At 67.1% G+C, this 20,350-nt stretch carries 18 protein-coding genes and 1 tRNA gene; 10 read left to right on the top strand and 9 right to left on the bottom strand.

The genetic code is table 11. The features are described 5' to 3' along the window. Positions 1-365 precede the first annotated feature (365 nt). The 3 genes from TF1_RS13830 (at position 366) to TF1_RS13820 (ending at position 4,616) form a co-directional block, all read left to right on the top strand. A complete protein-coding gene (locus TF1_RS13830; RefSeq protein WP_011292786.1) occupies positions 366-1,709 on the top strand; it encodes a M16 family metallopeptidase in 1,344 nt (447 codons plus the stop codon). A 61-nt stretch (positions 1,710-1,770) separates the two neighbouring features. Further along, positions 1,771-3,153 (top strand): M16 family metallopeptidase, encoded by a 1,383-nt coding sequence (locus TF1_RS13825; RefSeq protein WP_011292785.1) that lies wholly within the window; start codon positions 1,771-1,773, stop codon positions 3,151-3,153. A gap of 203 nt (positions 3,154-3,356) precedes the next feature. Continuing rightward, on the top strand, positions 3,357-4,616 hold the full coding sequence (locus tag TF1_RS13820) for a serine/threonine-protein kinase (RefSeq protein WP_011292784.1): 1,260 nt from the start codon (positions 3,357-3,359) through the stop codon (positions 4,614-4,616). 91 nt (positions 4,617-4,707) lie between these two features. Here TF1_RS13820 and TF1_RS13815 read toward each other — a convergent pair. Together TF1_RS13815 and bcp are read right to left on the bottom strand one after the other, a co-directional pair. Further along, a tRNA-Leu gene (locus TF1_RS13815) sits at positions 4,708-4,783 on the bottom strand. A gap of 178 nt (positions 4,784-4,961) precedes the next feature. After that, on the bottom strand, positions 4,962-5,444 hold the full coding sequence (gene bcp / locus TF1_RS13810; protein WP_011292783.1) for a thioredoxin-dependent thiol peroxidase: 483 nt from the start codon (positions 5,442-5,444) through the stop codon (positions 4,962-4,964). 324 nt (positions 5,445-5,768) lie between these two features. On the opposite strand from bcp, the gene TF1_RS13805 reads away from it, so the two are divergent. Next, positions 5,769-6,848, top strand: a complete 1,080-nt coding sequence (locus TF1_RS13805; RefSeq protein WP_011292782.1) for a CDP-alcohol phosphatidyltransferase family protein — start codon at positions 5,769-5,771, stop codon at positions 6,846-6,848. A 17-nt stretch (positions 6,849-6,865) separates the two neighbouring features. After that, positions 6,866-7,264 (top strand): DUF3618 domain-containing protein, encoded by a 399-nt coding sequence (locus tag TF1_RS13800; protein ID WP_011292781.1) that lies wholly within the window; start codon positions 6,866-6,868, stop codon positions 7,262-7,264. Positions 7,265-7,320: 56 nt separating this feature from the next. Here TF1_RS13800 and TF1_RS13795 read toward each other — a convergent pair whose 3' ends face one another. Further along, entirely contained in the window at positions 7,321-8,526 is a 1,206-nt protein-coding gene (locus TF1_RS13795; protein ID WP_011292780.1) for an amino acid deaminase/aldolase, read from the bottom strand. Between the two features lie 175 nt (positions 8,527-8,701). On the opposite strand from TF1_RS13795, the gene purU reads away from it, so the two are divergent. From purU to TF1_RS13780, 3 genes are all read left to right on the top strand, one after another. Beyond that, complete coding sequence (gene purU / locus TF1_RS13790) at positions 8,702-9,559, top strand: formyltetrahydrofolate deformylase (RefSeq protein ID WP_011292779.1); 858 nt, start codon at positions 8,702-8,704, stop codon at positions 9,557-9,559. A gap of 571 nt (positions 9,560-10,130) precedes the next feature. Beyond that, entirely contained in the window at positions 10,131-10,628 is a 498-nt protein-coding gene (locus tag TF1_RS13785; RefSeq protein WP_234351653.1) for a DUF6286 domain-containing protein, read from the top strand. Between the two features lie 168 nt (positions 10,629-10,796). Continuing rightward, positions 10,797-11,201 carry a VOC family protein gene (locus TF1_RS13780; protein WP_082797718.1) on the top strand — a complete coding sequence of 135 codons (405 nt, stop codon included), beginning with the start codon at positions 10,797-10,799 and terminating at the stop codon, positions 11,199-11,201. Between the two features lie 83 nt (positions 11,202-11,284). Here the strand turns inward: TF1_RS13780 and TF1_RS13775 are convergent, their stop codons facing one another. The 4 genes from TF1_RS13775 to TF1_RS13760 all read right to left on the bottom strand — a co-directional run bounded on the left by TF1_RS13775 (position 11,285) and on the right by TF1_RS13760 (position 15,583). Beyond that, positions 11,285-12,556 (bottom strand): serine hydroxymethyltransferase, encoded by a 1,272-nt coding sequence (locus TF1_RS13775; protein WP_011292776.1) that lies wholly within the window; start codon positions 12,554-12,556, stop codon positions 11,285-11,287. Between the two features lie 7 nt (positions 12,557-12,563). Further along, on the bottom strand, positions 12,564-12,944 hold the full coding sequence (gene gcvH, locus TF1_RS13770; protein ID WP_011292775.1) for a glycine cleavage system protein GcvH: 381 nt from the start codon (positions 12,942-12,944) through the stop codon (positions 12,564-12,566). A gap of 121 nt (positions 12,945-13,065) precedes the next feature. Further along, positions 13,066-14,184 (bottom strand): glycine cleavage system aminomethyltransferase GcvT, encoded by a 1,119-nt coding sequence (gene gcvT, locus TF1_RS13765; RefSeq protein ID WP_011292774.1) that lies wholly within the window; start codon positions 14,182-14,184, stop codon positions 13,066-13,068. A 337-nt stretch (positions 14,185-14,521) separates the two neighbouring features. Continuing rightward, positions 14,522-15,583, bottom strand: coding sequence for a 3-deoxy-7-phosphoheptulonate synthase (locus tag TF1_RS13760; RefSeq protein WP_011292773.1), 1,062 nt, complete (start codon positions 15,581-15,583; stop codon positions 14,522-14,524). A gap of 531 nt (positions 15,584-16,114) precedes the next feature. On the opposite strand from TF1_RS13760, the gene pip reads away from it, so the two are divergent. Then, positions 16,115-17,074: a prolyl aminopeptidase gene (gene pip, locus TF1_RS13755; protein ID WP_011292772.1), complete on the top strand. Its 960-nt coding sequence runs from the start codon at positions 16,115-16,117 to the stop codon at positions 17,072-17,074. Between the two features lie 33 nt (positions 17,075-17,107). On the opposite strand, the gene TF1_RS13750 is transcribed toward pip, so the two are convergent. Continuing rightward, positions 17,108-18,310 carry an NAD(P)/FAD-dependent oxidoreductase gene (locus TF1_RS13750; protein ID WP_011292771.1) on the bottom strand — a complete coding sequence of 401 codons (1,203 nt, stop codon included), beginning with the start codon at positions 18,308-18,310 and terminating at the stop codon, positions 17,108-17,110. A 250-nt stretch (positions 18,311-18,560) separates the two neighbouring features. Here TF1_RS13750 and TF1_RS13745 point away from each other — a divergent pair, with 250 nt between their 5' ends. Continuing rightward, positions 18,561-19,502, top strand: coding sequence for a 3'-5' exonuclease (locus tag TF1_RS13745; protein WP_011292770.1), 942 nt, complete (start codon positions 18,561-18,563; stop codon positions 19,500-19,502). Positions 19,503-19,665: 163 nt separating this feature from the next. Here TF1_RS13745 and TF1_RS13740 read toward each other — a convergent pair whose 3' ends face one another. Then, entirely contained in the window at positions 19,666-20,319 is a 654-nt protein-coding gene (locus TF1_RS13740) for a TetR/AcrR family transcriptional regulator (protein ID WP_011292769.1), read from the bottom strand. Positions 20,320-20,350 lie beyond the last annotated feature (31 nt).

Genomic DNA, 20,350 nt, shown 5'->3' with positions numbered 1-20,350 from the left:
CACGCAAAAAGGAGGGTGGACGTAGGAGGACAGAGATTCTCCTTTCCCGCCCTCCTTTTTCTTTTTCTGGAGCTATTTGTTTTTGGGCTGCCTTATGTAGGCGGCCCAATTTTTTTATCCGGGGAACGGATATCGGCCACGTATCCGTCGTCCACTGTTGTCCAGTCCGAGTCTCACGGCAACAACCATTCTCTGCTTGAGCGCGTCCAACAGTCAGCGGGATGGCGTACGCTCACCCTGCTCCGTTTCTGCTGGGGGCGGACTGGATCGGTTCGTTAACTCGCGACAGTAGCGGAGAGACCCATAGGGTGTCCCGAAGGAGCGGTACGGCGATATCCGTCCGCTGTTCGAGGGCTATAGGCTCAATGATCAACATGACATCCGCTGAGCAGGGGGTAGAGGGATTGGTGACGAGCAACGGCGCGGCCGGACACATCAGGCAGTACCGACTGGACAACGGTCTCCGGTTGGTTACTGCTCCGGCTGCCACCGGGCAGGTGGCGGCGATCAACCTGTGGTACGGCGTCGGGTCTCGCCACGAAGTGCCTGGCCGGACCGGATTCGCCCACCTCTTCGAACACCTCATGTTCGAAGGCAGCGGCAACGCGGCTAAAGGCGAACACTTCAGACTGATCGAGGCGCTCGGCGGGGAACTTAACGCCTCCACTTCCAGCGACCGCACCAACTACTACGAGACGGTGCCGGAACACGCGCTCGACCTCGCCCTGTGGCTGGAGGCGGACCGGCTCGCTACCCTACGCGACGGGGTCACCCAGGAGGTCTTGGACAACCAGCGGGACGTGGTCAAGAACGAGCGTCGCCAGCGCTACGACAACCAACCCTACGGCACCGCTTTCGAACGCATCCTCGCCCACGCCTACCCGGAGGGGCATCCGTACCACCACCCCACGATCGGCTCCATGGAGGACCTGGACGCCGCCGACCTCGACTACGTGCTTTCCTTCCACAAGACCCACTACGGGCCGGACAACCTCGTGTTGAGTGTGGTCAGCTCTCTGGACTCCGAGGACGTCTACCGTCGGGTCGAAAAGTACTTCGGTGGTATCCCGCCGCGGGAGACCGTGGCTGAGGCCCCCGATGCATCGCTCGAAGGACTGCTCGGCTCCAAGAGCCTGGTCGTGGAAGAGCAGGTTCCGGCCCCCGCGGTCTTCATCGTCCACCGCATCCCCCCGTACGGGACCCGTGAGTTCGACATTCTGCACCTCGCCTCCGCGGTTCTCGGCCAAGGGCAGGGCAGCCGTCTCTACCGCAGGCTGGTGGTGGAGCGAGGGCTGGCCAACGACGACGGCGGCGCTTCCTCAGACCTCTTCGACTTCCGCTACACCCAGTCCCTGTTCTTCATCAGCATGATCGCCCGAGACGGGGTGAGCGGCTCCGAACTGGAAAACGCCATCTTCGAAGAGACCGCGGCCCTGGCCGACGGAATCAGCGAAGAGGAGCTGGAGCGGGCCCGCGCCGTACTGGAACGCGACCACTTCCAGGGCATCTCCACCCCTGCTGGACTCGCCAACGCGCTCAGCGGCTACACCCAGCTTTTCGACGACCCCGAACTGGTGTACACCTGGCCGATGCGCTGGGCCTCCATCACCCCGGACGAGGTGGTGGACTGCGCCAAGCAGTACCTCATCCCGGAGAACCGGTTCTCGCTCCGCTACGAGGTCGCTCCCAGCGAGACCGCCAACGCCTGAGCCAGAGCCGTCACCGACAGTCCGCGCATCGACCACAGACAAGAGAATCAGGAGAGTCCTCTTGACCAGCCTCCAGCCACGTCCCGCACTTGGCGAACCGGCCCGTTACGTCTTCCCGAAGCCCACCCGTGTCAAGGTGGGCAGCGGCACCGTCATCGCCCTCGACCTTCCCGGTCAGCCCTATGCCGCGGTGCGGTTGGTGCATCCCGCGGGAGCGAACATCGAATCCGACGAATACCGGGGAGCCGCCATGCTGGTCAGCGAGGCGCTCGAGGACGGTGTCGACGGCAACAGCTCCCTGGCTCCCGCGCTGGAACGCTATGGCGCGGAATGGGTGAGCCGGGTCGGCTGGGACAGCTTCATCACCGGCGTTGACGCCCCGACCAAGCGGCTCAAAGACGCGGTGGCTCTCCTCGGTGAAGCGGTCCGGTCCCCGGCCCTGCGCCCCGACGACATCGTGCGCCGCCGAGACCAGCTCGCCGAAAGGTTCCGGTTGGAGAACTCGGTTGCTTCCACGCTTGCCGCGCGGGCCGTGGGCAGCCAGCTTTTCACGGGACGCTACGCGGTCCCGCTCAGCGGGGGAGACGTCTACCAGCAGCGGCTCACCCCGGACCTCGCCCGCAGCTTCCACACAGACCACATTGCCGCGGTGACGGGGACCCTCATCGTCGTCGGCGACCTGTCCGGGGTGAACTTGGAGGAGCTCGGCGCTGCAGTCTTCGGGGATGCTGCCCCCGCCCCGCAGCGGCACACGACTGCTCCCGAGACAGCCCCAGGGGAGCGCCCCCGCATCATCATCCTGGACCGCCCCGGATCGGTGCAGTCGGCGTTCGTGCTGGCCCACCACGCTCCGAGCCGCACCGAGATAGACCTGCCCCGGGCCGAGGGGATGAGCGACGTGCTGGGCGGGATGTTCACGTCGCGGCTCAACTTGGAACTGCGGGAGAAGCTGGGGTACACCTACGGTGTGGGAAGCCGCTTCGACCTGCGGCGGGACAGCGGTGTCTTCCTCATCAGCACCCAGGTGGACGCGCCCACGACTGCCCACTCGATCACCGTGACCTTGGAGCAGATCGCTCAACTCCGGCAGGAGGGGGTCACCGAGAAGGAGCTGCAAGCGGTCCGCGAGTCCCACACGGTCGGGCTGCCTGTCACCTACGCCAGCGCTGGGCGCATGGCGTGGGCGCTCATCGAAATGGTCGTCTACGACCTGCCCGAGGACCACGTGGACCGGTTGCGCGCCGGCTACGAGCAGTTGACCGTCGACGGCCTGAACCAGGCTGCCCAGGAGTACCTGCACCCCGAGGACGCGGTGGTGACCGTGGTGGGCGATGCCGAGTCGCTGCGGGGACCGCTGGAGGAGCTCGGTGTCGGACCCGTGACCGTCCAGAACCCGGAAACGCTGTGGTCCGCGCCCGGTGATAAGCCTGCTCCCTCCCGGTAAGAATCCCCAAGAGACGACAAGTGACGTGTGGTGCAGCCCACAGGAGATAACGAATATGGACCTAAGCGGCTGTAATGCGGCAACTACCTGCTCTGATGTAGGTTGGCGCTGGTATAACGGGAAGACGCGTCTCTTGCCCGTCTTGACCGTCGTAAGCAGTCCACAGGAGGCCGCCATGGCCCACGACCCGATGTTCTGAAGCCGTGTCCATAGAACAGCCTCCAACAGAGCGGCCGAAAGCCGACGTCACCGGCCGACGGCCTTCTGTCACAGTTGACGGCCAGGCCAGCGGCAGTGAGCGCGTACTGGCTGGCCGTTACGTGCTGCGCGAGCCCATCGGCCGCGGTGGGGTCGGTACGGTGTGGCGTGCCACGGACCTTGTCCTCGACCGTGAGGTCGCGATCAAGGAGCTGCGTCTCCCGGACGACGTGACCGAGGATGAACGGAACTCGTTGCTCCGCCGAACCACCCGCGAGGCTCGGGTAGCGGGACGGCTGAGCCACCCCAACGTGGTCACCGTTCTGGATGTGGTCAACGAGGACGGGCGGCCGTGGATCGTGATGGAACTGGTCGAGGCGCGGACGCTCGCCGAGATTATCGACATCGCGGGGCCACTGCCGTATCCCAGGGTGGCTGAGATCGGCCTTCAACTGATCAGTGCGCTCAAGGCCGCACACGATGAGGGCATCGTGCATCGGGACGTCAAGCCCGAGAACGTCATGATCAGCGAGGACGGCCGGGTCGTGTTGACGGACTTCGGGCTTGCGGCGTGGACCGGCGAGTCTGCGCTCAGCAGCTCTGGACGGATCATCGGCTCGCCGTCGTATCTGCCCCCGGAGCGGGCTAAAGCGGGCCCGGTGGGACCGGCCTCGGACCTGTGGTCTTTGGGCGCCACCCTGTATGCAGCGGTGGAAGGGCACCCTCCGTACGGCCGCAAGGGCTACATCGCGATTCTGCGCGGCGACGACGTGGAGGAGCCTCCGCCTGCCGCTAACGCGGGGCCGCTGGCCCCGGTCCTGGCGGGGCTGCTCAAGGTCGACCCTAACGAGAGGCTGACGGCGGAGAGCGCCACCGCGATGCTGCGGATCGCTTCGCTGGCCCCGTGGGCCCCGGAGACCAGTCCGGAGACCGCGGCGCGGATGGCTGAAGCGGTGCGCCGCCAGCAGGAGCGCGAGAAGCTTTCCGCGGTCGACCATTTCCGGGCCGGTGCCGAAGTCCTCCGCACCAACTTGCAGGAACAGGTCAGCCACGTCTCCGATGCCCTGCAACGGCACCGTCCAGAGTCGGTGAGCGCGCTGCTTACCGCGATCCGCGAGTCGACCGACGCACTGGGTTTGACCAGTTCCGGTAAGCACCGCAGTAAGCGGAGCCGGAAGAAGCAGGCGGTGATCGTTGCGGGAGTGGGGCTGTTCGTCCTGCTCTTGCTCTCTGTCGTCTTGTGGGCTCTGGTGTTCCGCACCTGAGCGCACTGCGGGGACGGCAGCGGACCTGAGACGACACTGGCCGGAGGAAGACGGAGATCCTCTCCGCTTCTCTCCGGCCAGTGTTTTTCTGTGGTAGGGCCGGCGGGATTCGAACCCGCACTGCACGGCACCTAAAGCCGCCGCCTCTGCCGTTGGGCTACGGCCCCGTGGCTCGGTCTACTTCCCGTGGCTGTGGTGAGACCGGAAAGCCTTCTGTCTGAGATTGGCAGTTCAGAGGGGGGAAATGCAAATCGTGCGGACGTGCCACAGCGGTCGTGCCCTCACCGGTGCGGGACAGGGCAGGCGGGTGCCGGCTAGGTGCGTGGGTGTGGTGCGGTGAACTCCCTAAAGGCCCAGGTCACGCTTGAGCCGCTCGACGTGTCCAGTGGCCCGCACATTATAGTAGGCCCGCTCCACGGTGCGTCCAGCGGAGATGACGAAGGTGGAGCGGATCACGCCTTGCACGATTCGGCCGTAGTTCTTCTTCTCGCCGAAAGCTCCGTAGGAGGTCATCACCGAGCGGTCGGGGTCGCTGAGCAACGGGAAGGTCAGACCTTCCTGCTCGGCGAACTTGGCCAGCCGGGTCAGCGAGTCGGGGGAGATACCCAAGACGGTCAGCCCTGCCTTGTTGAAGTCGTGGAGGTTGTCGCGGAAGTCGCACGCTTGGGTGGTGCATCCCGGGGTCATCGCTGCCGGGTAGAAGTACACCACCACCCGGTCGTGATCTTTGAGCACTTCGCTGAGAGTCACGGAAGCCCCGGAAGCACTGTTCAACGTGAAGTCAGGGGCGATGTCGCCGGGGTGGAGCCGAATAGTGTTCTCGCTCAACGTGGACTCCTCGAAGTAGGGGACTCTGCGTCAAACGCGTGTTTCCACACCCTAGTCCGCAAATGACGCAGAAGAGCGGAAAAAAATGGATTGGTCTGGCCAGGGTCGTGAAATCAGCGGAGTCGGTCAGGCAGAGCGGGCAGGGGAGGAAGCGCGGACCGGAGGGTGTTGCGGGCCGGCCCTCCGCCTTTAAGGTTAACCAAGCCCACCTCGCGTTTCATCGAACGCCACAGGTGCGGGGCCGTATCCCAGGCCGCGCGGCTGGCTGCCGGTGGGGAGGGCCGAAGCGTTCCCCAGGCTTCGTGTTCGAGGAGTTGACCCACAATGCCCAGTTACACCCTGGACGAGGTGCGTGTCCGTGCGTGCCGGGAACGTGATTCGTGGTGGACGGTGTGGGCGGTTGATCCGTTAGCGATCCGCCTGGTCCGTCTGGTGGCTAACCGGACGTCGATCACACCGAACCAGTTGACGGTGGCGGTCCTGCTCCTCGGCCTGGGGGCGGCGGCGTGTTTCGCGGTCGGCTTGTGGCCGTTTCTCATCGCGGGGGCCGTCCTGTACTACCTGTGTTTCCTTGCGGACTGCATGGACGGCAAACTCGCTCGGTTGACCAGCAGGGAGTCGCTGTTCGGCTCTTGGATGGACTACGTCTTCGACCGGTTCCGGGTGCTGGTGTGCGCGATCGCGCTGATGGGCGGCCAGTACGTGCTCACCGGTCGGATCGTGTTCGTCTGGTTGGCGCTGGCGGTGGTCTTCTGCGACATGCTGCGCTACCTGAATGCGCTCCAGGTGTACAAGGTGCGTCGGGAGATGCGGTCCCGGCTGGCCGCGGTGCTGGAATGGGCGCGGGCCACGCTGTCGATGCTGGAGTCAGACGAGAAGGATGAGAAGCGGGCAGCGGGCCAGCCGTTGAGCGACCTGGGGGAGCAGGCGGTGCTGCGGCATGGCATTTCGGTGCTGGAGGACCTGCTGCGATCGCAGACGGAGAAGGAGAACAGCGCCGACTGGGAGGCGGGGAAACAGCCGGATGTGCGGCTGCCCCGGGTGGACCTGCACCAGGGGTTTCGGACCCGGTTTCCCTGGTACCAGAAATTCTGGGATTTCCTGCGGAGGCGGCGTATCCGCACTCACCTGGTGAGCGGAATCGAATTCCAGGCCGCGGTGTTTGTCGTGGCGCCGTTGGCGGCAGTGTTCTCTGCGACAGCGGTTGTTTGGATCACCGTGGCGGCGGGTGTTCTGCTCCTCGTATTCGAGATCTTGATCGTCTATAAACTGTGGTTGTCCACGCTGGACTTCTTCCGGGTAGTCGACGGAATTGAGAACGCGTTGCGGGACACGCGTCCGCCTGGTGAGAAAACCACCGATCAGATCCCGGATGAGAGTCCGTCGCAGGCCACCCTGCGGTAGCGGAAGGAGGCGGCTGTATGCCAAGACGCAAGCCCGTGGGACCGCAACGTGATCCGGCGGCCGTGCAGGCGGAGATCGAGCAAGTCCAGCAGCGACTGGCAGCATCGATCGACGAGCTTGTGGAGCGGACTCACCCCAAGAATGTGGCCAAGCGCGGACTGGCGAAAGTCCGCCATGCCGGCAGTCAACTGGTGGAAGAGGCGCGCGCGATAGCGTCCGGGAATCCGGTGCGTCGCAAGAGCAGCCGCTTCGTGGAGCCGCCGGAGGGAAGCATCCTGGTCAGCGGGGAGGACGAGGTGGTGACCGAGTATGAGTTGCGGCAGCCGCCTTCTCCCGCGCTCCTGGTCGGGGTCGGTGTCGGTGTGGTGGTCGCGGTGGGTGTGCTGGTCCTGCTGCGCCGGAGAAGCAAGCGTTGAGTGGTGACGGGTGGGGCCCGCCAGAACGGTTCCTGGCGGGCCCCACCCGTTTCTGCTTACAGGAACGCTTTGCCTTCGCCTCGGTAGGTGGGGACGGTAGCGGTCACGCGGTTTCCTTCCACGAGGTGGAGGTGGGTGAAGTGTTCGCAGAGTTCTCCTGCTTTAGCGTGGCGCATCCAGACGAGGTCTCCGACGGCGAGCGTGTCGGCGGCCGCTCCGAGTAGCGGAGTCTGGACTTCCCCGGCGCCTTCCGTGGCGCTGAACCGCAGCCCGGCGGGCAGGTAGGGCTGGGGGAGACGGGACGGGTCGGGGGTGCCTGAGGCGAGGTAGCCGCCGCCGAGCACGGTGGCTACTCCGGGGGCGGGTCGGCGGACGACGGGGAGTGCGAAGAGCGCCGCGGGGCGGCGGTTGACTGACCGGTAGTGGTCGAAGAGGCGAGGCTGGTAGAGGCCGGAGCCTGCGGCGACTTCGGTGACGGCGGGGTCCCGGCTCGTGGTGTGCAGGCTGCCGGTGCCGCCGCCGTTGACGAAGCGCAGCTCGGTGATGTCTTGGACGGCGTTGACGATGGCGGCGCGGCGGTGGGCGAGTTCACGGCGGGACTGCTGCTGTACCCAACGGAGCACGGCTCCGTAGAGCGGGCGGCCCGGGGGAGCGTCTCCCACTCCGGCGATCTGGGCTTCGTACGCCATGATGCCGTCCAGGTGGAGCTGGGGGCGGCGGACGATGGCACGGGCGAGGGCGACGGCCTGCTGTGGGGTGCGGATCGGGGAGCGGTAGGCGCCGATGCGGACTGCGCGGCCGAGTGGCTGCCAACTGGTGTCGATGTCGAGGCAGACGCGGATGGGGGCGGCCGGGTCGGGGGCGGCGGCGGTGATGAGGTCGAGGTGGTGCACGGAGTCGACCATGAGGGTGATTTTGGCTGCCGCTTCGGGGGTGGCGGCGAGACGGGCGATGGCGTCGGCGTCGACGGTGGGATAGGCCACGAGGATGTCGGTGGCGATGTCGGCGCTTTCGGGGTCGGTGGCGAGCCAGAGCGCTTCGGGGAGGGTGTAGGCCATGATCCCGGAGAAGCCGGGGAAGGCGAGCACCTCGCGAAGCAGGGCACGGCAGCGCACGGATTTGCTGGCCACGCGGATGGGGGTGCCGCCCGCGCGGCGTACCAGGTCGGCGGCGTTGTCGCGGAGGGCCGTGAGGTCGACGATAGCGAAGGGGGCCTGCAGGTGGGCGGTGGCCGTTGCGTACCGTCTGCGGAGGCTGCTCATGTGATGAGCATCCCACAGTTGAGGAGAATTGTCCGGGTTTGTCGCTGTGGGTGACGGCATGCGCGACGCGTGACGGGTTTATCAAGGCTGGACGGGGCCGACGTGGTTACCCTGGTGAGTTAATGAGACCGCGGATGGGTGCGGCCGTTCCCTTGTCGAAAGTCCCCTGTGAACTATGAGTGATCGCGAGTTTGTGCTGACGCTGTCGTGCCCCGACAGCCGTGGAATCGTTGCGGCGGTGGCGAACCTTCTGGCCGCCCACCAGTGCAATATCGAGGAGAGCCAGCAGTTCGGCGACCATTACACGGGCCGGTTTTTCATGCGGGTCCAGTTCACCGCCGAAAGTCCGCAGGTGGACGAGGATGCGCTGCGCGGAGCTTTGGCGGCGTTGGCGTCCGAGTACGCGATGGACTGGGACCTGTGGCGCCGTGATGTACGCATGCGGGTGCTGGTGATGGTCTCCAAGTACGGGCACTGCCTGAACGACCTGCTGTACCGCCAGCGCAGCGGCACGTTGAAGGCGGACATTGCAGCGGTGGTGTCCAATCATCCGGACTTGGAGTTCCTGGCTAAGTCTTACGGGGTGGACTTCCACCACTTGCCGGTGACGCCGCAGACCAAGCCGGAGCAGGAGGCGCGGGTCCTGGAGCTGATCCAGTCCTACCAGATCGACTTGGTGGTGCTGGCCCGGTATATGCAGGTGCTTTCTGAGGACTTGTGCCAGAAGCTGGCGGGACGGATCATCAACATCCACCACTCGTTCTTGCCGAGCTTCAAGGGCGCTCGCCCCTACCACCAGGCGCACGCCCGCGGGGTGAAGCTGATCGGTGCGACAGCGCACTATGTGACGGCCGACTTGGACGAGGGGCCGATCATTGAGCAGGAAGTGGCGCGGGTGGACCACACGTTCAGTCCGGAGCAGCTCACGGAGGTGGGCCGCGACCTGGAGTCGATGGCGCTGGCCCGCGCGGTGAACTGGCATGCGGAGCACCGGATTCTGCTGAACGGCAGCAAGACGGTGGTGTTCCGGTGACGGTGCACTGATTCCTGGCGTCGGGGGTGGGCCGGGGTGGGGGAGAGCGCTGCCTCGGCGGCGCCGTGACGGTGGTCTGAATACGGAGCGTGGCTATAGGCCACGCTCTGTTTTGCGGTAAGTTGATCACACTCCGTATTTGCTTGGCGGTGCTGTGCGGCGGAGAGATGTGTGATGCAATCCGTGATGAAAGTCACATTGAAGTATGGGGAATGGGAGGAGTAAGGGGCATTTCCGCTGGTGAAGGGAGTCCAAGAGTTATTCGTCTAGGTCCGGATGTGTCCCGGAGTGGGGTCGCGAGACGAGGACTTTACCCAGAGGAGGGGGACACCAGGACATTACTTTCCGTGACACGAATCAGAAGGCAAAAAAGCGGGTAGGCGCAGATCTTCACAGAGTAGTACCGGGGTGGAAGAAGAAGCGGGCGCCCTCGCGTACGCGGCGCCCGGAGAATGGGGGGACAGGCATGACAGCGGTGGAAGAGGTGCTGACCCGTCCAGAGACCGGGACGAACGGATCGGCAGATCAAGCTGCCGTCCGCACACCTCGGCCGTATCGTTCGTGGGCAGTCGTGGTCGTCGGCGGTGTCCTCGTCACAGTGACCGGGCTGGCTGCCGCAGAGGTCATTTCCGCGCTTGCGGGAAGCCCGGTGAGCCTGCTGCCTGTAGGCCAGGCAGGCGATACGCCCGCGGCCCGGTGGAGCGACCCCGCGGTCCACGTCGCCTCCGCTGTACTGGTGTTGATCAGCCTGCTGATGATCGCCCTGGCTCTGCTCCCCGGGTGGGGGCGCGGGGACGTGGGCCACCCCCACGACCTGACTTTCGCCGCAGGAGTGTCCCGAGGGGCGCTGCGGCGGATCTTGACTACGGCAGCGTGTGAAGTCGACGGGGTCCGCGAGGCACGAGTCAGCGTGTTCGGCCAGCGGGTCAAGGTCCGTGCCGCCGCAGAGGCCCACCGGATCGCCGAGGTGACCGCGGAGGTCCACAACGCGGTGGAACGTAAGATCGGAGAACTGTCCCTGCTCAAAGAGCCGAAGATCCGGGTCGCTGTGCGCTGTGTCAAAACGTGACCGGGATACTTTCGGAGAGGCGCGGGGCCAGGGGCACGGCCGAGAGCCGGGGCAAGCTGTGATCTTTCGGCGCAGCCTTTCTGAAGGGCGGTAAAACTCCGGTCTGCTCTAGGGGAAACACGAACTGGGCTGCGGCTGACCAGGAGCTCCGCCGGTTACGGTGCGCTCGTGACTCGAAAAATCTTTGTGAACGTGGCGGTACAGGACCTGCAGAAGTCCCAGGAGTTCTTCACCGCGCTCGGCTTCCGTTTCGATCCCCGGTTCACCGACACTAACGCGGCTTGCATGGTCATCAACGACGACTGTGCCGTCATGCTGCTCACCCGCGATTTCTTCCGCCGGTTCACCCGGAAGGAGCTGGTTGACGCGGCCAAGAACACCGAGTCCATCATCTCGGTCTCCGCTGACCGCAAAGAAGAAGTGGACGAGCTGGTCAACCGGGCGTTCGAAGCGGGGGCACGGCCGTCTATCGACCCGATAGAGAACGAGGGAATGTACGCCTGGGGCTTCCAGGACCTTGACGGGCACCTGTGGGAAGTGGTGTGGATGGACCCCAGGGAGCTGGAGGCGTGAGCGCCGTCCGCAGAGAAAAGCGTAGAGGGCCGACAAGCCCTACGGGGTGCCCGGCACCCCCGAGGCACCGGGCACAAGCACAATCACAGTCCAGGGTAGAGCGGGTGCTTGGCGGCCAGCGCCTGGACGCGGGAGCGCAGGGTCGCCGCGTCGAAGCCCGGCTTGAGCGCCTCAGCGATGATGTCGGCGACCTCAGCGAAGTCGGCGTCGCCGAAACCGCGGGTGGCGAGAGCCGGGGTGCCGATCCGCAGTCCCGACGTGACCATGGGCGGCCGCGGGTCGTTGGGGACCGCGTTGCGGTTGACCGTGATACCGATCTCGTGCAGCCGGTCCTCCGCCTCTTTGCCGTTGAGTTCCGAGTTGACCAGGTCGACCAGGACCAGGTGGACGTCGGTGCCGCCGGTCAGCACCCGAATACCGGCCTCGGCCGCGTCAGGCTGGGTGAGCCGCTCGGCGAGGATCTTCGCGCCGGAAAGGGTGCGCCGCTGCCGCTCAGCGAACTCTTCGCTGGCCGCGACCTTCAACGCTACGGCCTTGGCAGCGATGACGTGCTGGAGCGGACCGCCCTGCATCCCCGGGAACACCGCCGAGTTGATCTTCTTGCCCAGCTCCTCCTTGGCCAGGATGAGCCCGCCTCGCGGCCCGCCCAGGGTCTTGTGGGTGGTGGTGGTCACTACGTCGGCGTAGGGGACCGGGTTGGGGTGCAGTCCAGCCGCGACCAGACCCGCGAAATGCGCCATATCCACCATGAGGAGGGCGCCTGTCTGGTCGGCGATCTCCCGGAACCGGGCAAAGTCCAACTGGCGCGGGTACGCCGACCAGCCCGCGATGATCAGTTTCGGCTGGTGCTCCTTGGCTAGCGCTTCGACCTCGTCGTAGTCGATCAGGCCGTCGGACTCGCGTACGTGGTAGGCCACGGCGTTGAGGATCTTGCCGGAGTAGTTGATCCGCATGCCGTGGGTGAGGTGCCCGCCGTGTGCGAGGTCCAGGCCCAGGATGGTGTCGCCCGGCTGCAGCAGCGCAAAGTACACGGCGGTGTTCGCCTGAGCGCCCGAGTGCGGCTGCACGTTGGCGTGCTCGGCACCGAACAGGGCCTTGGCACGGTCGATGGCCAGCTGTTCGATGACGTCCACGTGCTCACACCCGCCGTAGTAGCGGCGGCCCGGGTAGCCTTCCGCGTACTTGTTGGTCAGCACCGTGCCTTGCGCCTCCAGCACCGCCCGGGGCGCAAAGTTTTCGGAGGCGATCATCTCCAAGGTGTCGCGCTGGCGGGCGAGCTCGGCGTCCACGGCTGCCGCGACCTCAGGGTCGAGCTGAGCCAGCGACTGGGTGAGCGAAGTGCTCTGGGCGGTCATGAGTTTCCTAACCTTCACCTTCGGTGAGCTGTGTGTACTGCTCCGGGGTGAGCAAATCGGCGGGCTCCTCAGCGAGCTCCACCTTGAACAACCAGCCCCGGCCGTAAGGGTCGGAGCCGATCAACTCGGGGTCGTCCACCGCAGCCTGGTTGACATCGACAACCTCACCGTCAACCGGAGAATAGAGCTCGCTGACCGACTTGTGAGATTCGATCTCACCGCAGCTTTCACCGGCGGTGACGGTCGAACCGACTTCCGGCGGTTCGACGTAGACAATGTCTCCCAGCGCTTCGGCAGCGAAGGCTGTGATGCCGACGGTAGCGATCCCTTCGTTGATCGCCACCCACTCGTGCTCCTTGGTGTAACCCAGCTCCGCGGGAACGCTCAATTCGACTCTCCAGGAGTGTTGTCCATTATTCAGCAGAGGCGCACGCGGACGTGCGCCGCCCTGACACCTTCAGATCTGCCCTGCCCTGACGGGGAGGGCGTACCCGCCGCAGGCAGCGCCTTCACGACGTGCGTCGGTAGAAGGGCAGATCCACCACATCCACCGCTTCAGCGCGGCCTCGCACGTCCACGGCGAACGCACCACTGGAAAGGTCCGTACCCGCTTTGACAGCCGCGATCGCGATGGGCTTGCCCAGCGTGGGGGAGGGGGCGCCGCTGGTGACGGTTCCCACAGGAACCCCATCGCGGAGCACCGGGTACCCCTTGCGGGGGACGCGGCGGCCGCGGCCGACAAGGCCGACCAGGACCTGCGTGGGGCCGGAGGACGCGCGGGCAGCGAGCGCGGCACGCCCCACGAAGTCTCCCGGTTTGTCGAGTTTGACGACCCGGCCCAGCCCAGCATCGTAGGGGGTGAGCTCGGCGGTGAGTTCGTTGCCGTACAGCGGCATTCCCGCTTCCAGCCGCAGGGTGTCGCGGGCTGCGAGGCCGGCGGGCAGGAGTCCGTGCGGCTGTCCGGCCTCCACGAGCGTGTCCCAGAGCGCCGGGGCCGCTGTTCCTGGCCGGAGGTAGATTTCGAACCCGTCTTCACCGGTGTAGCCGGTCCGGGACAGCAGTACGGCAGTGCCGGCGACAGTGCCGTGCTGGGCAGCGTAGGGGCGGAGAGCCGACAGGTCGACGTCGGTCAGCGGTCCCAGGATGGCTGCGGACTGGGGGCCTTGGAGCGCGAGGAGAGCGTAGTCCGCGGTTTCGTCGGTGATGGTCGCGGTGAAGCCGGCGGCCCGCTCGGTCAGCGCGGCGGCCACCGTGCCAGTGTTAGCGGCGTTGGCGACGACGAGGTAGTCGTCGTCCGCCAACCGGTAGACGATGAGGTCGTCGAGGACGCCGCCCTGCTCGGTGACGATCATGGTGTAGCGGGCGCGTCCCACGGCGAGCGTGGACAGTTGTCCCACCAGCGCATAGTCGAGGCAGTCGGCGGCTTGCGGGCCGTGGACCCGGATCTCCCCCATGTGCGACAGGTCGAACAGTCCAGCGGCGTCGCGCACGGCCCGGTGCTCGGCGCTTTCGCTGCGGTAGCGCAGCGGCATCAGCCAGCCAGCAAACTCCACCATGGTGGCGCCGGAAGCCACATGGGTGTCATACAGCGGTGTCGTGCGGGCATCGCTGGTCGGAGGCTGGGTCATGGACGCTCCCGAAGAACAGGGTGGTGTGAACGGAGGCTGGTGAGCGCCGCCCCCGCTATGGCGTCCGCCAGAGGGCCTCAACTGCGCTCGTCTGCACCTTCGGCGAAAGACTGTGGCACAGCGCTGTCCCGTCTGCCGGGGCGGTGCCAATCATAGGGCTGGCGCCCCGGTGCGCACCGGGAAGGTCACCGGTAAACCGGGCAGCGCAGCGGTCCCTGGGCTGGGACGTGCGGGCATTCGGTGTTCTCAGCCTAGCAGTGCGTGGTCGCCGAGCAAGGAGCGCCGGTGCGCGGCGGGCAGATGGGGGAGGAGGCCGCGCACCGGCGCTGGGCAGTGCTTAGGACGTGGCCTTGCGGCGGCTGCGCACGGCGTCGGCCAGATGGGCCAGGACCTCCTCGGTGGTCTCCCAACCCATGCACTTGTCCGTAATGCTCTGGCCGTAGGTGAGCTTGGCCGGGTCGCCGAGCTTCTGGGCGCCGGGCACCAGGAAGCTCTCCAGCATGACCCCGATGATTCCGGTCTGGCCTTCCGCGACTTGGGCGGCGATGGCCTGGGCCACGCCCGGCTGGCGCAGGTGGTCCTTGCCGCTGTTGGCGTGGCTGGCGTCGATCATGAGGCGGCGCGGCAGGCCCGCGGCCTCGATGGTGTCGAGCGCGGCGGCGACACTGTCCGCGTCGTAGTTGGGGCCGGAGCGGCCGCCCCGCAGGATGACGTGGCAGTCCGGGTTGCCGGAGGTGGACACGACCGCGCCGCTGCCGCTCGGGTCCACGCCGAAGAAGGTGTGCGAGCTGGCTGCGGCCCGGCAGGCGTCCACGGCGACCTGGACGTTGCCGTCGGTGCCGTTCTTGAAGCCCACGGGCATGCTGAGGCCGCTGCTGAGCTGGCGGTGCACCTGGCTTTCCGTGGTGCGCGCACCGATCGCTCCCCAGGTCACCGCGTCCGCGATGTACTGCGGGGTGATCGGGTCGAGGAATTCGGTGCCGGCGGGCACGCCCAGGGAGCCGATGTCGAGCAGCAGTTTGCGTGCGGTCCGCAGGCCCCGGTGGACGTCGAAGCTCCCGTCGAGCCCGGGGTCGTTGATCAGGCCCTTCCATCCCAGGGTGGTGCGCGGCTTTTCGAAGTACACCCGCATGACCACGCACAATTCAGAGGAGACGGACGGGATCAGCGCCTTGAGACGGCGTGCATAGTCCAGGGCGGACTCGGGGTCGTGCACGGAGCACGGTCCCACGACAACCAGCAGCCGGTCGTCCTCCCCATCGAGTACTTTTTTCACCTCGGCTCTGGCTTCCTCGACTAGTGCCGTGCGCTCGGGGCCCATCGGCAGTTCGGCCAGGAGGTCGTGGGGAGCGACGAGTGGCTGGTAGCTGACGACACGTGTGTCGTTAGTCCTCGACATGGGCGGTTCCTTTATCCTTGTTCCCCTGACTGGCGGGCTCAGTGGCTATCCAAAGGCGCGGTGGCGGGCCTCAATGCCGCGGTTGCGAGCCCTTGTGGAGCTTGCAGCAGGCGCATCGCGGATTGGTGTGTCGGCTCCCGGGATCCGGCTAGTCATCCGCTCATTCCAGTCCAGGCCTGGTGCGGCTGGAACGGAAAACGTGGTTGGCGGGTACGCAAAAACCCTAACGCGCTCGTATCGCAGCCTATTGCGGCGACTCCCCGTTGGGGGCAGGTGCCGTGGTGTGAAGAACCCCTCTTCGCGCCCGGTGCAGGCCGACGACGAGTGGGAAGCGGCGGGCCGGGGATACGGTGGTCGGACCGCTATCCAAGGGCTGCCGGGACCGGTCGAGGGGCGCGGGTGATACCCCGGCGCCGGGCAGGAGAACCGCGGTTCCGTGGCGCCGCAGCCCCGCCCCTGGGCTGTTACCGTTGCCGCCTACGCGATTCCGGTCTTCTACCGCAGACCTAGAGCATGTAAGGACACGTGGTGATGCGCACGCTGTATCCGCCGATCGAACCGTACGACAGCGGAATGCTCGATGTCGGCGACGGCCACCGGATCTACTGGGAGCTTGTAGGCAACCCGGAGGGGAAACCCGCGGTGTTCCTGCACGGGGGCCCCGGGGCAGGCTGCACTCCCGACCACCGTCGGCTGTTCAACCCGGAGCGGTACCGGGTGCTGCTGTTCGACCAGCGCAACTGCGGGCGGAGTACGCCGCACGCCAGTCTGATGAGCACCGAACTGCACACCAACACCACGTGGACGCTGGTGGCAGACATGGAACGGCTGCGCCGCATGCTGGGGGTGGAGCGGTGGCTGGTCTGCGGCGGGTCGTGGGGGAGTGCGCTCGCTTTGGCGTATGCCGAGCAGTATCCCGAACGGGTCAGCGAACTCGTCCTCCGCGGCATTTTCACGCTCCGCAGCGAGGAGCTGCTCTGGTTCTATCAGAGCGGCGCCTCCTATCTTTTCCCGGACGCCTGGGAGCAGTACCTCGCACCCATCCCCGAAGAGGAGCGGGACGACTTGATCGGCGCCTACGCGCAGCGGCTCAACTCGCCTGACCCGCAGGTGCGCCTCGAAGCAGCCCGCGCGTGGAGCGTGTGGGAAGCCAGCACGTCCACCCTGTACCCGAACGAGCAGTTGCGCGCCGCCTACGCCGACCCCGAGTACGCCCTGGCGTTCGCCCGGATCGAGAACCACTACTTCGTCCACGGCGGATTCTTCACCCCTGGGCAGCTCATCGAGAATGCGAGCAAGCTCGCTGGTGTCCCCGGGGTGATCGTGCAGGGCCGCTACGACGTCTGCACCCCGGCGAAGACCGCTTTCGAACTGCACCGGGCCTGGCCGCAGGCGGAATTCCACCTGATCGACGATGCCGGGCACGCGTTCACCGAGCCCGGCATCCTGCACCAGTTGATCGAAGCGCTCGACCGGTTCGCTGAAGTGTGAGCGTGTGAGGGCTGCCGCGCGGCAGCCCTCCCGCTACTGCTGCGCGGCAGCCAGGGCGTCGGCCCAGGATGTGGGTTCTTCCAGGAGGGGGCGGTAGCGCATCACCCGGGGTGTGGACCGCATGCCCAGCACTCCGACGAGCCGGTCCTGGCGGCCGACGAAGGCGACGAACTTGCGGTCCGCCACCGAGCCGTGCACGATCTCCACGGTGTCGGCGGGGGAGGCCTGGCCCAGCAGTTGGATTTTCCGGCCGTACTGGTCGGACCAGAAATACGGCACCGGGGTGTAGGGGCGCCGGGCTCCTTCCCCGGCGAGCAGGTTGTGGGCGGCCAGGCGCGCCTGCTCTTCAGCGTTGGCCCAGTGCTCGAGCCGTATCCGGCCGCCGTAGCGGGGGTGGGGCCAGGCGGCGAGGTCGCCGACGGCGTACACGTGGGGGATCGAGGTCGCCAAGTACGGGTCGCAGGAGACTCCGCCCACCTCGGGGTCGAGCAGCACCCCCGATCCGGACAGCCACTCGGTGTTGGGGTGGACCCCTATCCCGGCGACGACGACGGGGGCCGCTACGGAGGTTCCGTCGGCCAGTTCGATCCGCTCGACCCGGTGGGTGCCCGCAAAGGAGGTCACGGGCACTCCGAGACGCAGGTCCACCCCGTGGTCGCGGTGGAGTTCCGCGAAGACCGCGCTGATCCGGGGGTCGACGACCCGCGGCAGCAGCGTGTCCGCGGCTTCCAGCAGGGTGACCTCTGCTCCGAGGGCGCGGGCGCTGGCAGCGACTTCAGCGCCGAGGAATCCCGCTCCCACGACTGCGACCCGGCCGTAGCGCAGCAGGTCGGCGCGGAGCGCTTCGGCGTCGTCCAGGGTTCTGAGGACGTGGACGCCGGGCAGGTCGGTGCGGGGGCGGCGGGCCCGGGCCCCGGTGGCGACCACCACGGCGTCGGCGACAAGGGAGGTCCCGTCGGACAGCTCCACTGCCCGGTCACTGGGGCGCAGCGCCATGGCCCGCACTCCCAGGCGAAGGTCCAGGGAGAGCGCGGCGAGCTCGTCGTCGGTGCGCAGCCACACGCCTTTGCCGGAATTCTGGCTGGTCAAGACTTCTTTGGACAGCGGTGGCCGCTCGTAGGGGCGGTGGGGTTCGTCACCGACGAGCGTGATGGTTCCGTCGAAGCCTGCCTCTCGCAGCGCTTCGGCGGTGGTGAGGCCGGCCATGCCGGCACCGGCTATAACGATGGTCTGCACCTGTTGCTCCGCGGATCGATGGGTTGGACGCGGTGCTGAACGTACAACGGCTGCTCGGCCGGTGCGGCGGGACCCGGCGGGAACCGTGCGCGGCCGGTGCCACTTCCCGGATGTGCCCAGCATCCTCGCAGATGGGAGGGGGAGAAGCTGGGAGGTAGCGGCCAGGACCGTCTCTGGCCGCAGGTAAGGTCAGGGCTGGCCCGCCGCAGCGAGTGCGAAACGGGCTGCGAGACGAGACGAGGAGACGGATGTGCCGCACGAGAAGCGCGCGGGCCACGAGGCTGTGCGGATAGGGGCGCTGAGCCGGCGCCGGGGCAGGTACCGCGCGCGGGACTTGGAGTACGCGGTGGTCGATGTCGAGACCACCGGGCTCCGGCCTGAGGGGGGAGCCCGGGTCTGTGAGATCGCCGTGGTGCGGATGCGCGGGGACGGCACTGTGCTCCGGGAGTTCACCACGCTCGTCGACCCGCGGATCAAGGTCACCGGACAGGAGTTCCACGGTATTGCCCAGGGCGATGTGGTGGGAGCTCCCCGTGCGGCGGAGCTCGTGGCGGAGCTTTGCGCGCTGTTCTCTGGTGCGGTCGTGGTGGGACACAACCTCGACTTCGAAAACGCGTTTCTGACCAGCGAGTTCGTCCCGGCAGGGCTGCCGGATGGGCTGCCCGGCCTGTGCACGCTGCGCACGCTGCGGTCGCAGGTGCATTTGGAGCGGTATTCGCTGGCCCGGGCCAGCCACGCGCTCGGGGGAGACTGGCCGACCGGGCAGCACACCGCTTTGGGGGATGCGCGGGCCTGCGCGCAGTTGCTCGCGGAGCTGCTGCACAACGCTCCGGGGCCGCTGTTCTACGTGGGGCCGGAACCGGTGGTGCTGGAAGAGCGTCCGCAGCAGGCGCAGCTCAAGCCGCGGCGTTCTGCTGCGGGGTCAGTGCGGCTGGCAGGGCCGCGTCCCCGTGCGGTGCCGGTCCGGGAGCTGCGGGCATGGCCGCGGGTGTGGCGGGAGCTGGAGTTGGATCCGGGGCTGTGCACCGGCCGGTTCGACGAAGCGGAGCGGGCGTATGCGGTGGCGCGGGCGCGAACCCGGGCGCGGGTCCGCACCGCGCTGCGGATCGGGGCCGCGGCCGCGGGGATGACCGCGGCCGCGTTGCTGGCGGCGGCGCTCTGCCAGCCGAAGGCTGCCCGGTCGAGCAGCTAGTCGGCAGGCGCCCAGGGACGCGGCAGCGCGGAGCGGGTCGTCCCGTTCAGCCAGCCGGCTCTGCCCGGGGGGAAGATGGGGTGGAGCCCGGTCTGGAGCAGTGGGGTGCCGCAGGGCGGCTGCCTGCTGTCCGGGTGCTGCCGTAAGGGCTGGGACGCGGAGGCTACTGGTCGTTTGCCTGCTCGGTCGGACGGGTGCGGGCCGCGGCTGCGGCGTGGTCCCGGTCGACACCGAGGGCGCGCAGCGCGAACTCGGTGACGAGGATGCGCGCCTCGTCCAGGGCGATCTCCCCACGGACTAGGGGGAGGCGCTGGGAGCCGATGAGTGCGAGCAGGAGTTTGGCGGTGTGCTCCAGGGGAACCGGTTCGAATTCCCCGTTCTCCGTGCCTTGGCGCAAGATCTCCACGAGCAGATGCTGCATCGGCGCGACATGGTCGGCGAGCTGCTGGTAGGCCTGCGGTCCCAGACTGGCGCTGAGTTCAGCGGCGGCCGGGTGCTGGTGTTCGACGATGGCTTCCAGTTGGAAGCTGATGAATCCGGCCAGCCGCTGGATCGCGGGAGCGTCCTGGGGGAGCTCCTCTGCACAGCGCTGTACGAAGTTGGCGGTCACCCGTTCGGTGAACGCCAAGAGCAGCGCGGGCTTGTCGGGAAAGTAGTTGTACAGCGCGGTGCGGGTGATCCCGGACACCGCGGCCACGTCGGTCATGGAGATCTCGTCGATCCCCTGGTCACGGGTGAGCACGGCCACCGCGTCCAGGATGCGGTCGAGCACTTGGGCGCGGTGCGCGGCGATGGTGGGGGCCGAGATCTTAGGCATACCCCTATCGTGGCATGCCTCACCACTGACC

The sequence above is a fragment of the Thermobifida fusca NBRC 14071 = JCM 3263 genome (assembly GCF_001592045.1).
GTDB lineage: Bacteria > Actinomycetota > Actinomycetes > Streptosporangiales > Streptosporangiaceae > Thermobifida > Thermobifida fusca.
Note: the sequence above shows the minus strand (reverse complement) of the source record. Positions and strands in the feature narration are given on the sequence as shown.